13 protein-coding genes and 3 pseudogenes are annotated in these 15427 nt (G+C 70.8%); 7 read left to right on the top strand and 9 right to left on the bottom strand.

Annotation, left to right across the window (positions count from 1 at the left end):
• Positions 1 to 21: 21 nt before the first annotated feature.
• Positions 22 to 549: pseudogene (locus ABFY07_RS02430) on the top strand (Tn3 family transposase); the annotation flags it as partial.
• Here ABFY07_RS02430 and srmL read toward each other — a convergent pair.
• Positions 542 to 1663 (bottom strand): PheS-related mystery ligase SrmL, encoded by a 1122-nt coding sequence (srmL, locus tag ABFY07_RS02425; protein WP_346172781.1) that lies wholly within the window; start codon positions 1661 to 1663, stop codon positions 542 to 544. The pseudogene ABFY07_RS02430 and the gene srmL overlap by 8 nt on opposite strands.
• Before the next feature lie 404 nt (positions 1664 to 2067).
• Between srmL and ABFY07_RS02420 the strand changes: the two genes are divergently transcribed.
• Positions 2068 to 2403 (top strand): hypothetical protein, encoded by a 336-nt coding sequence (locus ABFY07_RS02420; protein ID WP_346172780.1) that lies wholly within the window; start codon positions 2068 to 2070, stop codon positions 2401 to 2403.
• 61 nt (positions 2404 to 2464) lie between these two features.
• Here ABFY07_RS02420 and ABFY07_RS02415 read toward each other — a convergent pair whose 3' ends face one another.
• Positions 2465 to 2941 (bottom strand): nuclear transport factor 2 family protein, encoded by a 477-nt coding sequence (locus ABFY07_RS02415; protein WP_346172779.1) that lies wholly within the window; start codon positions 2939 to 2941, stop codon positions 2465 to 2467.
• A 188-nt stretch (positions 2942 to 3129) separates the two neighbouring features.
• Positions 3130 to 4062, bottom strand: a complete 933-nt coding sequence (locus ABFY07_RS02410) for an alpha/beta fold hydrolase (RefSeq protein ID WP_346172864.1) — start codon at positions 4060 to 4062, stop codon at positions 3130 to 3132.
• Between the two features lie 329 nt (positions 4063 to 4391).
• On the opposite strand from ABFY07_RS02410, the gene ABFY07_RS02405 reads away from it, so the two are divergent.
• The gene (locus ABFY07_RS02405) at positions 4392 to 5021 is read left to right on the top strand and encodes a TetR/AcrR family transcriptional regulator (protein ID WP_346172778.1); all 630 of its coding nucleotides are present in this window, start codon (positions 4392 to 4394) and stop codon (positions 5019 to 5021) included.
• A 337-nt stretch (positions 5022 to 5358) separates the two neighbouring features.
• Here ABFY07_RS02405 and ABFY07_RS43045 read toward each other — a convergent pair.
• The 4 genes and pseudogenes from ABFY07_RS43045 to ABFY07_RS02390 form a co-directional block, all read right to left on the bottom strand.
• A pseudogene (locus ABFY07_RS43045) lies at positions 5359 to 5712 on the bottom strand (class I SAM-dependent methyltransferase); the annotation flags it as partial.
• A 70-nt stretch (positions 5713 to 5782) separates the two neighbouring features.
• Positions 5783 to 6190, bottom strand: a complete 408-nt coding sequence (locus ABFY07_RS02400; protein WP_346172777.1) for an arsenate reductase ArsC — start codon at positions 6188 to 6190, stop codon at positions 5783 to 5785.
• Entirely contained in the window at positions 6183 to 7307 is a 1125-nt protein-coding gene (arsB, locus tag ABFY07_RS02395) for an ACR3 family arsenite efflux transporter (protein WP_346172776.1), read from the bottom strand. Before arsB ends, ABFY07_RS02400 begins: the two co-directional genes overlap by 8 nt.
• On the bottom strand, positions 7304 to 7705 hold the full coding sequence (locus ABFY07_RS02390) for an ArsR/SmtB family transcription factor (protein WP_346172775.1): 402 nt from the start codon (positions 7703 to 7705) through the stop codon (positions 7304 to 7306). The genes arsB and ABFY07_RS02390 overlap by 4 nt, the downstream gene beginning before the upstream one ends.
• A gap of 80 nt (positions 7706 to 7785) precedes the next feature.
• Between ABFY07_RS02390 and ABFY07_RS02385 the strand changes: the two genes are divergently transcribed.
• On the top strand, positions 7786 to 8259 hold the full coding sequence (locus ABFY07_RS02385; protein WP_346172774.1) for an ArsI/CadI family heavy metal resistance metalloenzyme: 474 nt from the start codon (positions 7786 to 7788) through the stop codon (positions 8257 to 8259).
• Between the two features lie 316 nt (positions 8260 to 8575).
• On the opposite strand, the pseudogene ABFY07_RS02380 reads toward ABFY07_RS02385, so the two are convergent.
• Positions 8576 to 8674, bottom strand: a pseudogene (locus ABFY07_RS02380) (recombinase family protein); the annotation flags it as partial.
• Between the two features lie 494 nt (positions 8675 to 9168).
• Positions 9169 to 11142: a helix-turn-helix domain-containing protein gene (locus ABFY07_RS02375; protein WP_346172773.1), complete on the bottom strand. Its 1974-nt coding sequence runs from the start codon at positions 11140 to 11142 to the stop codon at positions 9169 to 9171.
• 220 nt (positions 11143 to 11362) lie between these two features.
• On the opposite strand from ABFY07_RS02375, the gene ABFY07_RS02370 reads away from it, so the two are divergent.
• The 3 genes from ABFY07_RS02370 to ABFY07_RS02360 all read left to right on the top strand — a co-directional run bounded on the left by ABFY07_RS02370 (position 11363) and on the right by ABFY07_RS02360 (position 15427).
• A complete protein-coding gene (locus ABFY07_RS02370; RefSeq protein WP_346172772.1) occupies positions 11363 to 11929 on the top strand; it encodes an ATP-binding protein in 567 nt (188 codons plus the stop codon).
• A gap of 113 nt (positions 11930 to 12042) precedes the next feature.
• Positions 12043 to 13317 carry a hydroxymethylglutaryl-CoA reductase, degradative gene (locus ABFY07_RS02365; RefSeq protein WP_346172771.1) on the top strand — a complete coding sequence of 425 codons (1275 nt, stop codon included), beginning with the start codon at positions 12043 to 12045 and terminating at the stop codon, positions 13315 to 13317.
• Between the two features lie 49 nt (positions 13318 to 13366).
• Entirely contained in the window at positions 13367 to 15427 is a 2061-nt protein-coding gene (locus ABFY07_RS02360; RefSeq protein ID WP_346172770.1) for a hydantoinase/oxoprolinase family protein, read from the top strand.

The following is a 15427-nucleotide window of genomic DNA, read 5'->3' as shown; positions in this document are numbered from 1 at the left end:
AAGTGATCTCCCGGCGCGTAGCTCTTCATGCTGTCCCGCGACGGGCACCCCACCCCACTCGGCGACGCCATCGCCCACTACGGGCGGATCTCCAAGTCCCCGCACATCCTGCGCCTGGCTGACGAGCCCGGCTACCGGCGGCAGATCAAGAGCCAGGCGAACCTCCAACAGGGCCGTCACTCTCTCGCTCGGAAGATCTTCCACGGCCGCTCCGGGCAGCTCTACCAGCGCTACCAGGACGGCATGGAGGACCAGCTCGGCGCCCTGGGCCTGGTCCTCCATGCCCGCGTGCTGTTCAACACGCGGTACATGGACGCCGCGGTGAACCGGCTCCGGGCGGACGGCTTCGAGGTCCGCGACCAGGACGTGGCCCGCCTCTCCCCGTTCGCCCGGCAGCACATCAACATGCTGGGTCGCTATTCCTTCCACCCGTCCGACCTGCCCGGCGGGATGCGGCCACTCCGCGACCCCGAGGCGTTGCGAGGAGGAGTGACTGGCAGGTCGGCGCCCCCGCAGGGAAGGCGCCGACCCTCGACTCATATCAGCTGACCGTCGCCCACTGGTGGGCGCTGCCCTGGTGGACGGCGGCGTAGACGCGATCACGGAACAGGTTGGCGTCGTGGTCGATGAGGGTGCCGTCCAGGTGCCGCAGGACCACCTTGAGCAGAACGTTCTTCTGGTCCGGGCGGGCACCGAGCCGCTCCAGGGCCTGCGGCGGGAGTTCGGCGCACGGCGTCTGGCTGAGGATCTCGACAGTTTCCACACAGTCGGCGTCGGGGCCGAGGGCGTCGCGGACCCGGTCGCCGAGGTCTTCGGCCAAGTCGTCGCGGTCGACGGCGACGGACAGGTCCCGGCGGATGGCGGGCATCGCGGACACGGCCCGGTAAGGGGTCAGGTCGGTCATCTGTGCGGCCACGGACGCTTCGGTCGAGCGCAGGATGCGGATGTCCGGGATGCCCTTGAGCAGCATCAGCATCCGGTCCAGCCCCATGCCGAGCGCGAGGCCGCTCCACGAGGCGTCAAGGCCGGCCCGCTCAAGCACCTTCGGATGCGCCAGGCCGCACTCCGCCACCTCGATCCGCTCACCGTCGCGATACACGTCCACCTGGCGGCCGGAGAGGGTGTAGGGGTGGACACGGTCCTCGTGGCGGTGCTTCGCCCCGGGGAGTAGCCCTTCGACGAGGGTCGTGACCATTCCGTCCAGGTCGTCCGTGGTCATGGGGGCCGGGCGGCGGGTGATGCGCCACAGGTCGAGCTGGTGCGGCGTACCGGTGTGCAGGCGGTCGATGCTGTCGCGGCGGTAGACCAGTCCGGGGCAGACCAGGAGCACGTCGTCAGCCGGGTCCGCGGCCAGGACACGTAGCGCGGCCGGGATCAGCGCGCTGGAGTGGCTGCGCAGCATGCGCTGGTCGTCGACGTAGCGGGTGTAGCGGGCGTCGCGGGTAATGTCGTCGGGGCGGTAGCCGAGGTTGTCGTAGTTGTCCTCGACGGTGACGGTGCGCTCGCCGCGGCACCAGCGGACCTCACAGCCCCAGCGGTTCGTCAAGGCCTCGACCGCGTGGTTGAGGACGAGCTGGAGGGCGTGCGGTCCGGCGGCAGGGTCGGTGAGATCCCGGATGGACAGGTCACGGGCGAGCTGTGCAGGGGAAAGGTGGGCGGGCATGTCGGCCTCCTGGCCAAGAGCAGTGACGGGGATTCGAAACCCCCAAGCCCCTGGGCCTTGCCGCACGGTGGGTCAGCCGACTCAGCTCTGGAGACGTGGCGAAGTCCGACCCCTGCGGCACCCTTCGGGGGCCAGGGGGCCGGTAAATCGGCGAGAGATCGCTACGACGGCCACGCCAGGACTATAGCTGGCCCACGTCCCCGAGTCTCGCTGTTTCCACCAGGCAGCCCCCGGCTCACCGACGAGCGTCATCTGGTGCCAGCGGACTGGTGATCTCGGCGATCGCCTCTGGATACGGCTTCGATGCGTCTCCGTGTCGCCGGAGTCATCGTGCTCCTTTACGCACAGCCCATGAGCCGCATCGTCCGGCTCAGCGTCGACGACCTGATCCGCGAGGCGACACCGTGCTGCTACGACTCGGGGAGCCAGCCTCGCCCGTTCCCGCACCGGTCGCTGACCTGCTGCTGCAGCACATCGCGGACCGCGACAACATGAACACCGCCACCAACCCCGCATCCCGCTGGATCTTCCCGGGCCGCCGGGCAGGCCAGCCGGCCCGCCCCGACCACCTGTCCGCGCTCCTCCATGAGGTCGGCGTCCCGGCCGCCGCCGCCCGCGGTGCCGCCATCCGGCAGCAACTCCTCGAACTGCCCGCCCCCATCGTTGCGGACGCTCTCGGCTACCACGACAAAACCACCGGCCGCCTCCTCAGGGAGACCGGCGGGACATGGAGCCGATAGGCCCCCGGTGACCGCACACGGTCAGCAGAAGGTTGGACCCTGCCCCTGCGACAGTCCGTTCTCATGAGTCACGAGGCGAGGTGGGCAGACGCTCCGTATCGCCGCCAAAGGGCAGGAACACGGCTCGGGTAGCGAGGAGCCACTCGCCGTCGACCTTCTGAAATGTGTCCTCGTAGTGGCCGACGTTGGCAGGGAGACGCGGCGGAAGCATCCCGTCAACGTAACCGTCGACACGGTAAGTCGCCAGGTATGAGGTCGCGGTCGCCGTCGTCGCGGAGCCCACGGTGACGAGGATGTTCGTCATCATGCGACGCGACAACCGGTCCGCCGGCCGAGAGCCGAAGTATGCGCGCAACGCTTCCCGGCCCTCGATACGACGGCTCCCGTGGGCCCACTCCCAGACTCCGTTGGCGGTGAACAGATCGGCTACCGAACCAGGGTCTCCAAGATCGAGACGGCGGACGAAGTCGACGATCAGACGTTCGCAGGCTCGCTCCGCGAGCAAGCGGTCCATGGGGCCGATCGCTTCACCGATCATCTTCACTTCCTACCAGCCCCGCCCCACTGCAGGACAACGCTTTTCCGAGCGCCCGGGTCACTCTCCGTCAAGGGCGCCACCCGAGGACGGGGGAACTGGCGACAGTTGAATAGGCGAGCCCGCCAGTACCGAGGCCGGGTGAGCCAGAACAAGCCGGTCGCCTGGCAGGCGGGTGGGTCTGGCCGGGGTCAATCGCTTTCGGCGATGAAGCCGGCCAGAGCGGCAGCGACGGCGGCGGGTTGTTCGTCCGGGATGAAGTGGCCTGCGTCCGGCACGACGATCCCGGTGGTGTTGTCGGCCCACGGCCGGATGGAAGCTGCCATGTCAGGGATGGAACCGTGGCTACTGGAAATCCCGAGAACCGGCACCGTCAGGTGGCGCTGTTCAAGGGCCTCGTGGTTCTTCCGCGCCGATTCAGCGGCGTCCCGGTAGTAGGCCAGGGAAGCGCGGAGTCCCCCGTCAGCGGCGATGGCCGCGGCGTACTGCTCGATCTCGGCGTCGTCGAAGGTGTCGCAGGCGAGGGTCTTGGCCTTCAGGAACCAGCCGACGTACTCGCGTTCACGGCCTGTGAGCAGTGTTTCGGGCAGGTCGGGCACGAGATGGAATGCGAAGTGCCACGTCTTCCACGCCACCTCGGGGTCGGTCGGGATGGTGTCGGGGAGGGTGATGCCCGGGATACCGGCGTCGAGCAGTGCGAGGCCACGCAACCGGCTCTCGTGCTTCAGGGCGAGGGAGAAGGCGACCCAGGCACCGATGTCGTGGGCGGCCAGCCAGTATGTCGACACTCCGAGTGCCCGCACCGCGGCGTGGACGTACGCGGCGACCGTGTGCGTGTCGTAGCTGCCGTCCGGGCGTTCGGAGTGGCCCTGGCCCGGCAGGTCGATCGCGATGACGTGGAACCGGTCGGCCAGGCCGGGCATCACCTTTCGCCATGCCCACCAGGTCTGCGGGAATCCAGCGAGCAGCACGACGGCTGGGCCGTTCGGCTGGCCGCCCTCGACCGCATGAAGCCGGACACCGCCCGCGTCGACCCAACGGTGGGTGAAGCCGGCCAGGTCGTGCAGTGGCAGGTCGCGGACCGGGTTGTCGGGGACGCGGGCGGTGGTTGCCGGGTCAGTCATGGTCTTCCTCCATCGACCTCGGGTGTACTGGTTCGGTATGTCGGCCGGGGCGGGGCCCGCAAGCGCGGTAAACACGACGAGAGCGGCGCCCGTGTGCACGGGTTCCGCGCAAACCGGATATTTGCGGTGTTCAGCGCCCTTATTGACTCGCCCTGGGCATCCATTCGGAGCCCGTCATTGAGAGCGCGGGACACAGAGCCATCGGGTGCGACAACCGGGATCCTCACGCTAACCATCTTGGATCGATCGGTCAAAGATATATTGACCGATCGATCCAAGATGCGAGTAGAATCACAGCAGGCAGGGACGTACAAGAGGAGGTGGACGCCGTGTCTGGCCGGAAGCAGTTCGACATCAGCGCGGCCCTGGATCAGGCCATGCGGGTGTTCTGGCAGCGCGGGTACCCAGACGCCTCACTCGATGCCCTCGGTTCGGCCACCGGCCTCGGCCGCGGCTCCCTCTACGGCGCTTTCGGCAACAAGGAGACCCTGTTCGGCAAGTGCCTGGACCGCTACGCGTCGATCTACGGCGCGCAGTATGAGCAGGCGCTCGCGGCACACCCCGGTGACCCGGTGCGGGCCGTCGAGGCGTTCTTCGACGTCGCCCTCCGCCGTATCGCCGACCCGTCGGTCCCCGTGGGGTGCCTCATGGCCCAGTCCGCCGCGCAGCTACCGACGCTGAAGGAGGAGAACGGCAAGCAGGTGCGTGGCCTGCTCCACGTACAGCGCCAACGGGTACGTGCGGCACTGGCGGACTCCCCGGCCGAGAGCCGGACGCTCGACGAACTCGCCACGTTCGTCGTCGCCATCAACCAGTCGCTGGCCGTACTGAGCCGTGCCGGCACCCCGGACGCCGAACTGCGCTCCGTGGCCCGACTCGCCTGCACCACGGTGGCGGACACCATCGCCCGGGCGGTCTCCGAGGACGTCCCCGGAGACCGCCGACAACCGGGTCACTGAACCTCACCCCTGCTCGGCGGAGCCGTCCAGGACATGGCCAAGGCGAAGCCGAGGTCATCGAACCGGGCCCCGGGAAGACATTCCCGTAGAGCTCGCGGAACTGCTCGCGCGAGAGGTAGCGGTCGCTGAGAAGATTGCGCCGGCCAGGGACGGCTGTGCCAGAAGCACAGTTGGAACCATGCGTCCCGAAGCCCCATCGTCGGATCTCACTGGGGAAACTCCACAGCGCAGGCCAGGTGTACGCCTTGCGCGGCGGCGTCGGATAGGGATCACACACGTTGTCGATCAGCGCGACGGTGCCGCCGGGCCGCACGAGGCTCTTCAAGTGCTCCAAGCCCGCGCGACAGTCCTCCAGGTGGTGCAGCATCGTGTGGCTGTAGACCAGGTCGAAGCCGTCTTCGTCTTTCAGCCCGAACAGATCCTCCACCACATAGCGCACGTTGGGCCGTGCCCTCTTGGCCCTGGCGATCTCGATCAGGGGAGCGCTCAGGTCCAGACCGACGACCTCCTCGAAGCTGTCCGCCAGGGCCTCGACCGCGCGCCCCGAACCGCAGCCGGCGTCCAGAGCGCGCCTGCCCTTCAAGCCCAGACCGAGCAGCCAGGCGGTGTTCTGCCCCGGGAAAAGAGTCACAAAGCGGTCGTAGTGGAGGGCGAACCGGTCGAAGGACTGAGGATCAGCTATCTGCGTCATACCTCTCCCGTAGACGGCATGGCCTCTGTCGTCCGCCACGACGACCTCAGTCGTTCTGCCACAGGAAGTGTCAGTGGGGCTGGAGTTCGGTGAGCAGACCGCGGACGCGCTGTTCGATCGCGTCGCGGATCGGCCTGACGGCCTCGATCCCCTGACCGGCAGGGTCTTCGAGTGCCCAGTCGAGGTACCTCTTGCCGGGGAACACGGGGCAGGTGTCGCCGCAGCCCATGGTGATCACCACGTCGGACACCTGTACGGCTTCGATGGTCAGCACCTTCGGAGTTTCGGCGGACATGTCGATGCCGATCTCCGCCATGGCGCGGACGGCGGCCGGGTTCACGGCGTCGGCCGGTGTGGAGCCGGCGGAGCGGGCCTCGACCTTGCCCTTGGACAGGTGGGTGAGGAAGGCGGCGGCCATCTGGGAGCGGCCGGCGTTGTGGACGCACACAAACAGCACGGACGGCTTGGTCTCAGACACGGGCGGAACCTTCCGGAGAGATGACCGGCCCGGTTGCCGGGGTGGTCTGGGGGAAGAAGCGTCGGGCGGCGAGGGCGACGTAGACGAGGCCGATGAGGACGGGGACCTCGATGAGGGGGCCGACGACTCCGGCGAGGGCCTGGCCGGAGGTGGCGCCGAAAGTGGCGATGGCGACCGCGATGGCCAGCTCGAAGTTGTTGCCCGCGGCGGTGAACGCCAGCGTGGTGGCCTTCGGGTAGTCCAGTCCGACCGCGCGTCCGACGGCCATGGAACCGGCCCACATGAGAGCGAAGTACACCAGCAGCGGCAGCGCGATCCGGGCGACGTCGAGCGGCTGGGAGGTGATGGCGTCGCCCTGGAGGGCGAACAGCACGACGATCGTGAACAGCAGACCGTACAGAGCGAACGGCCCGATGCGGGGGATCAGCTTCGTCTCGTACCAGGTGCGGCCCTTGGCCTTCTCGCCGAGGCGGCGGGTGAGGAACCCGGCCAGCAGCGGGATGCCGAGGAAGATCAGCACGCTGCGGGCGATCTCCCAGATGGACACGTCGAGCGCGGTCTGCTCCAGGCCGATCCAGCCGGGGAGGACGGAGAGGTAGAACCAGCCGAGCAGGCTGAACGCGAGAACCTGGAAGACGGAGTTCAGGGCGACGAGGACGGCGGCGGCTTCGCGGTCGCCGCAGGCGAGGTCGTTCCAGACGATGACCATGGCGATGCAGCGGGCGAGGCCGACGATGATCAGGCCGGTGCGGTACTCGGGCAGGTCCGGCAGGAAGATCCAGGCCAGGGCGAACATCAGGGCCGGGCCGACGATCCAGTTCAGAACCAGGGACGGGATGAGCAGGCGCTGGTCGCGGGTGACGGTGCCGAGGCGGTCGTAGCGGACCTTGGCGAGCACCGGGTACATCATGACGAGCAGGCCGAGCGCGATGGGCAGCGAGACGCTGGTGACGGTGACCTTCGCGAGCGCGTCTCCGAGGCCGGGAACGAGGCGGCCCAGGCCGAGGCCGGCGGTCATCGCGATCAGAATCCACGCGGCGAGGAAGCGGTCCAGGAACGACAGCCTCCGGGCGACGGGCCCCGCGGGTGCCGCCGTGGTGGTCGCTTCGGCGCTCACGAGGCGGCCCCGGCAGCCGTGGTCTCGGTCAAGGGCTGTCCGGCGGGGCGGGTGAGGATCGCCGCGAGGCGGTCGGTCATCTGCGGCAGCAGCCGGTAGTACACCCACGTCCCGCGCCGCTCGGAGTCGATGAGTCCGGCCTGCTTGAGCAGCTTGAGGTGGTGAGAGATCGTCGGCTGGGACAGGTCGAAGGCCGGGGTGAGGTCGCAGACGCAGACCTCTCCACCCGCACGTGAGGCGATCATCGACAGCAGCCGCAGCCGGACCGGGTCGCCCAGGGCCTTGAACACCTTCGCCAGCGTCTCGGCCTGGCCTTCGTCCAGCGGGGCGGTCAGCAGGGCGGGGCAGCACCCCTCGGCGCCGTCCTGGCCGAGCACCACACGCTCTTGTTTCGACATGCTTCTATGTTGACGTTTTTCGATCCAGGGCGCAAGGTTGCATCGACAGGCATCGATATAACCGATCCGGGGAGACCGCTATGTCCCGTGCCCAGCTCGCGCTCAACGTCGCCGACCTCGAAGCGTCGGTCACCTTCTACTCCAAGCTGTTCGGCGTCGAACCCGTCAAGCGGCGCCCCGGCTACGCGAACTTCGCGATCACCACCCCGCCGCTGAAGCTCGTCCTGATCGAGGGCGAGCCGGGACAGGAAACCCGCCTGGACCACCTCGGCGTCGAGGTGGAGACCACCGACGAAGTCACGGCTGCCACCACCCGCCTCAAGGACGCCGGGCTCGCGACCTTCGAGGAGAACGACACCTCCTGCTGCTACGCCCTCCAGGACAAGGTGTGGGTGCACGGCCCCGGCAAGGAGCCGTGGGAGGTCTACGTCGTCAAGGCGGACGCCGACCAGCTGGGCAAGAGCGCCGCGCTCGGCGGTGACGCCTGCTGTGCTGGTCAGCCGGAGGCGGCCGAGGCCGCGCCGGCGGCTGCGGGCTGTGCCTGCGGCAGCTGAGGATTGCGTCCGCAGTAGCGGACCGGCGGGCCTGATCGGGCCCGCGGGTCCGGCGTGAGGGGCGCCGATCAGCGCCCGGGAGTTGGGCGGGGACGCGGGAGGCCCGCAGTTCCTTGAGGCCGGGGATGTGGTTGGAGAGAGTGCCGGCCGAGACGCCGAGCAGGGCCGCGATGGTCTCGATTTTCTCCGGGTTGGGCAGCATGTCGCGGGCGGCGCGCAGCAGCTGCTCGCCGACGACGGAGGGCCGGCCGCCCACGCGGCCGCGGACCCGGGCTGCGGCCAGGCCCTCGTTGGTGCCCTGCACGATCAGCTCCCGGACGAACTCCGCGAGGGCTGCGAAGACGCGGAAGATGAGCCGGCCGCCGGGGGGGAGGGTGTCGAGCTTCTCGCGGAGCGAAGTGAAACCGCCGCGCACGTGCGTACCGTCGCCGGCGGCCTCGGGGTGTCGGAGCGGACGGTGTGGCGCCGGCTCGCGCCGCCGAAGCCGGCCGCGCCCGCCGTCCGGCCGCGCTACGAGCTGAGCGAGACCGACCGGGACGCGCTCGCCTTCTACCGCGGCAACGTCGCCGCCGTCCTACGCGCCCGCCGAGGTCCCTGCCCTGATGCGCCGCTACCACCCCATCGACACCGGCGCCGCCGAGGAGTTGCTGCACGAGGTCGACGCCTCCTACGGGCCCGGCACCATGCGCGACGGGCCGTCTTCACCCCTCAACCGGCGCCTGGCCGCCCTCGAAGCGCCCACCCGGACGTGGTCCGCCCCAACCCCGTACGGTCCGCCACCGACCTGGTGTGGGACGTCCTGGCCGCGGCGGGCAAGAACCCCGTCGCCGTCCACTCCCCGCGCAGCGTCACCGACGTGTGGAAGGCCGTCGCCGCCTGGACGCGCGCCGGTCAGGGCCCGCGCGCCGGTCAGGGGTACCGGAGTGGGGGCGAGGAGCCCAGAAGGGTGTCCGACAGGGTGTGCAGGCGCACCGCCACCGAGACGCGGAAGAACGGCTCCGGCTCCCGCCATGCGCTGCCGAGCAGTTGGGTGACCCGGTCGAGGCGCTGCAGCACGGTGTTGGTGTGCACGCCCATCAGCCGCGCGGTACGGGCAGGGCTGGCGTTGCAGTCCACGAACCGGTGGAGGGTGGTGAGCAGGTCGGTCCCCCGTTCGGCGTCCCAGCGCCGGACGGGGCCGATGGTGCGGTCGATGAACTGCCGCACGCTGGTGGGGTCATGGGCGAACAGGGTGGTGTACGGCAGGTAGGCGTCGGCCGCGACCGCGGCCGCCTCGACGCCGAGGGCGGTCAGCACCCGGCCGCAGTCACGGGCCGTCGTGAAACGGGCGCTCAGTTCGCCGAGGCCCTCCGCGGGGGACGCGGCCACGGTCAGCACCTCGCCGACCCCGGTGGCGGCGCGCACGCGGTCGCGGACGGTGGTCGCGGCGCGTTGCGGGTCGCCGTCCGGTACGACGAGCGTGACGACGCCGTCCACCTCACCCGCCAGGCCGGACGGCGCGGCCACGGTCCGTGCGGCCCGCAGCACCGCGCGGCGCTGTTCGGGGGCCACCACGGTGACGACGACGGTGCGCAGGTCCTCCGGGCGCAGTCTGCGGGCCCGCAGCCGGGCGGGCAGGCTCGCGTGGCGCCGGACGTCGGGACTGACGAGGTCGCCGAGGAGCTCACCGCGCACATGGTCCTCGGCGTAGCGGACCGCGTCCTGCTTCAGGGTGAGCAGCGCGGTGATCTGTGCGGCGCGCTCGATGGTCCGCTGCTCCACCGCGCCGAGGCCGACGGTCCCGTCCCCGATGAGGAGGCCGCCGAGCATCATCTCCCCGGCGAGTACGGCGACCGCGGTGTGGAACCCGTCGGTCGGCGGGTTCAGCGGAGTGCAGCGTCCGGAGCGCAGGCTGTCCGTGATCGCCTCCCGGACGGCGGGCGGGTCGATCACCGAGGCGGTGCTCCGGTCGCCGGACGAGGCCAGTACGGCGTAGGTGTCGTCGAGGATGACCACCGGCCGCTCCAGCGCCGCTCCCAGGGTCCGGGCGACGTCCGCGGCGCCGCCTCCGCGCAGCACCGCGGCGGTCAGCTCCTCGTGCACCCGGCTGGCGCGTTCCATCGCCTCGACGTGGTCGGCCAGCGCGTCATAGGCGCGCTGGGTCTCGGTGGCCGCGTCGCGGGCCTGGGTGAGGAGACGAGCCGATTGCAGGACGACGGCGACGTTGTCGGCGAAGGCCGACAGCAGCGAGACCTCTTCCGGGGTGAAGGCGTGCTCGGTGCGGTTGGCGGCGAACAGCACCCCCAGGACCCGGCCGCCGGCGATCAGCGGGACGCCCACGAGGGAGACGAGGCCCTCGGCGCGGACGGCGTTGTCGATGCTCTCGGTATGGGGCACGTCGCGCAGCTGTTCGTAGCGCGAGGTCCACTGCGGGGCGCGGGATTCGACGACCTTGCTGGCCAGGCCGATGTGCGGCGGCACCCTCAGCTTCTGGAAGGACGGGGCGACCGCCCCGGCGGTGGACCGGACCCGCAGCTCGCGCGTGGTCTCGTCGAACTCGGACAGGTAGGTGACATCGGTTCCGGCCAGGTCGTGGGCGCGCCGCACCAGCCGGGTGATCAGCAGGTCCACGTCGTGCAGTTCGGCGAGTTCCCGGGCGCTGGAGAACAGTGCGGCCAGTTCCTGTCCGCGCCGGTGCAGCCGGGCCACCGCGCCCTGGAGTTCACGGACCCGACGGCCCACCTGCGCGGCCGTGGCGGTGTCGAGGTGTTCGCTGAGCAGCAGGTCCGGCACCGCGTCGGGCTCGTCGGGGCGGCCCTTCGCGGCGAGGTCGAGCAGGGCCAGCACAGCGCTCACCGAGACGCCGCCCCGCGGTGCCCGTTCGGACTCCTGGGATGCTCCCACGCCCACCGTCCTGTGTGAATCATCCACTAAGAACTCCGCACCGTGTGCTCATGCTACATGGCCACCGTCACCTGGCCGTATCTAGAGTCTGAACCGTGACGGCGGCGTCATCCACAGATCATCTGCTGGTCACACGGGCCGTACCGCAGGGCCCGACACCCCCTCGGCCGCAGCGACTCTCCGGCGTCACGACGGACCTCCATCGCAGGACATGATGATCATGACCGATGAACAGCCACTCCAACTCGTCCGCCGCCGCCGGTACAGCCCGGCCGTGCCCCGGCAGCGCTCCGCGGTGTGCTCCATGGGCGCGGAGGCCCGGGCGGTCCCCGCGCTGCGGGCCTTCACCCACCACGTGGCGGCACGGTGGGGAGCGCCCGCGGAGACCATCGACGCACTGCGCGTGATCGCCACGGAGCTGGTCACCAACAGCGTGCTGCACAGCGGAAGCGCCGAGGTGAGCCTGCTGCTGACGGTCGACGGCCGCACGGCCGCCGTCGAGGTCAGGGACACCGGCACCTGGCGGGACCACCGCCGTGGCACCGGGACGCCCGACCAGATGGTGGACGGGCGGGGGCTGGGCCTGGTCCACGCCTACGCCACGACATGGCGGGTCCGGCGGGACGCGCGGGGCACGGCCGTCCGCGCCGAGCTGCGGATTCCGCTTCCCGCGCCGCGAAGACGTCCGCAGGACCTGCCCGGCCGCCGGTCGCCGACCGGGGGGCACGGCCTGGCCGGATCACCCGGCCCCGGCGGGGCGGAAGGCTCCGGCCTGGCCGCCGGATGAGCCGCGGCACCCCGCGGCGTCCCACGCCACGTTCCCGGGAGCCGTACGGCTGCCCGCCCGCTTCGCCACGCCCGTCTCCCCTTCGGGGCCCGTAACGGAAAACAGGAGGACGCATGGCAGTCAACAGCAGGCTTTCCGGCATGAAGGACCTGTCGATCAGCGAGCGCCGCGCCCGCATCGCGCACGGTGCCGCGGTCGAGCCGAAGAGCCTGGAGGTGCTCGATCCCGAGCACGGCCTCACCCTGGAGCAGGCCGACCACATGGTCGAGAACGTCATCGGTGTCCTCGGCGTCCCGCTGGGCGTGGCCACCAATTTCACCGTCAACGGCCGCGACTATCTGATCCCCATGGCCACCGAGGAGCCGTCGGTGGTCGCCGCGGCCAGCAACGCCGCCCGCATCGCCCGTATCGCCGGCGGTTTCGCCACCTCGACCACGGAACCGCTCATGCGGGCGCAAGTCCAGGTCATCGACGTCGCCGATCCGCACACCGCCCGGCTGCGGCTGCTCGAAGCGCGTGAGGAGCTCATCGCGCTGGCCGACGCGCAGGACCCCCGGCTCCTCCGCTCCGGCGGCGGCGTCCGGGACGTGGAGGTGCGCCTGGTCCCCACCCCCGGGGCGACCCATGTGGTGCTGCACCTGATCGTGGACGTACGCGACGCGATGGGCGCCAACGCCGTCAACACCATGGCCGAGGCGATCGCCGGGCGGGTCGGGGAGATCGCCCGGGGACGCACCCTGCTGCGGATCCTCAGCAACAAGGCCGACCTGCGGCTGTGCCGGGCGCGTGCGGTGTTCGACGCCGACGCGCTCGGCGGGCCGGCGGTGGTCGACGACATCGTGCACGCCGCCGCCCTGGCCGAGGCCGACCCGTACCGGGCCGCCACCCACAACAAGGGCATCATGAACGGCGTCACCGCGGTCGTGCTGGCCACCGGCAACGACACCCGCGCCGTCGAAGCCGGTGCCCACTCGCACGCCGTCGGCCGGTACGGTAGGTACACATCCCTGTCGCACTTCGAGAAGGACTCCGACGGCAACCTCGTCGGCGCGCTGGAGCTGCCGATGGCGGTCGGCCTGGTCGGCGGGGCCACCAAGGTGCACCCGGTCGCGCAGGCCGCCGTGGCGCTGCTCGGCGTCACCACGGCCCGCCAGCTGGGCGAGGTCATCACCGCCGTCGGCCTGGCTCAGAACCTCGCCGCGGTCCGGGCGCTGGCCACCGAGGGCATCCAGCGCGGCCACATGTCGCTGCACGCCCGCAACGTCGCCGTCACCGCCGGCGCCACCCCCGAGGAACTGCCGCTGGTGGTCGCCCGGCTGGTCACCGACCGTCTGGTGCGCGCCGACCACGCCGAAGACGTCCTCGCCGAGTTGCGCGGCGAGGGATGACCCCTCGCCTCGCCCCCGCACGTACCCGAGCCAAGGGAGACGCTGAGACATGGCACTACACGTTGGTATCGATGTCGGTGGCACCTTCACCGACGCGGTCGCGGTCCTGGACAACCGCGCGGTCCGCGGGAAGGCGTTCTCGACGAAGGACGTCACCACCGGCATTCTGGGCGCGCTGGCCGTGCTGCGGGAGCGCGCGGGCCTGTCCGAGGAGGAGTTCTACCCGGCCGTCGACCGGTTCGTGCTCGGCAACACGATCGTCACCAACGCGGTCGACGAGCAGAAGTACGCCACGGTGGCGCTCCTCACGACGCAGGGGTTCCGCGACACGATGCGGATCGCCCGGTCGGCGCGGACCGACGAGCGCGACCCGCACAGGATGCTGCCACCGCCCGGCATCGTCGAGCGCAGCCGCGTGATCGAGGTCGCCGAACGCGTCGACGCCCACGGCGAGGTCCTCGTGCCGCTGCGGCAGGAGGCCGTGGCCGCCGCGGTGGACGCCGCGCTCGCCACCGGCGCGGAGGCCATCGCCGTGTGTCTGCTGTGGTCCTTCCGCAACCCCGCCCATGAGCAGGCCATCGGCCGGTACCTGCGGGAGAACCACCCCACCGTGCCGTTCACCCTCTCCAGCAGCCTGACACCGGTCTACCGCGAGTACGAGCGCATGGTCACCACGGCGCTCGACGCCGCGGTCAAACCGCTGGTCGCCTCGCACTTCGACCACCTCGCCGAGGAGCTGCGCGCCCGTGGCCTGCGCACCCGGGTGCAGATCATGCAGGTGCACGGCGGGTTCCTGTCGGTCGAGGAGACGAGCAAGGCGCCGATCTCCATGTTCAACTCCGGGCCGGTCGGCGGTGTCACCGGCGCCCGGCTGCTCGGGCAGCAGCTGGGCCGGCGCCGGGTGCTGACCGCCGACATGGGCGGCACCAGCCTGGACGCCGCCGCGATCATGGATGACGAGTTCCGGCTGCTCCCGCGGGCCGAGATCGGTGGTCTGCCGACGAGTCTGACCGTCGTCGACATCGAGACGATCGGCGCCGGCGGCGGCAGCGCCGCCTGGGTGGACGGGCGTGGCCTGCTCCGGGTCGGTCCGCACAGCACGGGCTCCACCCCCGGCCCCGCCTGCTACGGCAAGGGGGGCACCCGCCCGGCGGTCACCGACGCCGCACTCGTGCTCGGCCTGATCAACCCCGAGTACTACCTCGGCGGGACCGTCGAGCTGTATCCGGACCTGGCGCGCGAGGCGCTGCGCACCCATGTCGCGGAGCCGCTCGGGCTGACCGTGGACGCCGCGGCCGAGGGGGTGTACCGCCTGGCCACCTCCCAGATGGCGAACGCGCTGCGCAAGATCACCGTCAACCGCGGACATGACCCGCGGGAGTTCACCCTGGTCGGTTTCGGCGGCGCCTGCGGCCTGTTCGCCGCGAGCATCGCCGCCGAGATCGGCGTGACCGAACTCGTCATCCCCCGCAACGCCGCGGTGTTCTCCGCCTACGGGCTGATGCACGCCGATTCCGTCTTCTCCGCCGTGCGGACCAGCCCCTGGACGATGCAGCAGCCGGCCGCCGACCTGGACCGCGAGTTCCAGGCCCTGGAGCGGCGCGCGCGGGAGTGGTTCGAGGCCGAGGGCATCCCCGAGGACCGGCGGGAGCTCCACCGCGAGGCCGACATGAAGTTCGCCGGCCAGATCTTCGAGGTCACCACCCGGCTCAGCAGCGGGGCCTTCACCGAGGCGGACAAGGACGAGTTGCGCGCCCGGTTCATCGCCGACTACGAGAAGGAGTTCGGCACCGGGACGGCCTGGACCGAGACCGACATCCTGCTGGTCAACTCCCGGGTGCGCGCGGTCGGCCGCAGTGACGTCCAGCGGGTCCGGCGGAGCGCGGAAGCCGGCGAGGAGACCCACACACTGCTGCGCCGCACCGTCCTCGAACCGGCCACCGGGACGCGGGCCGAGGTGGATGCGCACCGCGGGTTCGCCGCGCTGGCCCGCGCGAAGGGGCCGTGCCTGCTGGAGGAGCCCGACACCACCGTCCTCGTGCCCACCGGAGCCACGGTGGAGCTGACCGAAGCCGGCCACTTCCTCATCCGGCTCGAGCCCACCGTCTGA

Source organism: Streptomyces sparsogenes subsp. cuspidosporus, from assembly GCF_039532705.1.
Lineage (GTDB): Bacteria > Actinomycetota > Actinomycetes > Streptomycetales > Streptomycetaceae > Streptomyces > Streptomyces sparsogenes.
This window is presented reverse-complemented; position numbering and strand designations above follow the sequence as displayed.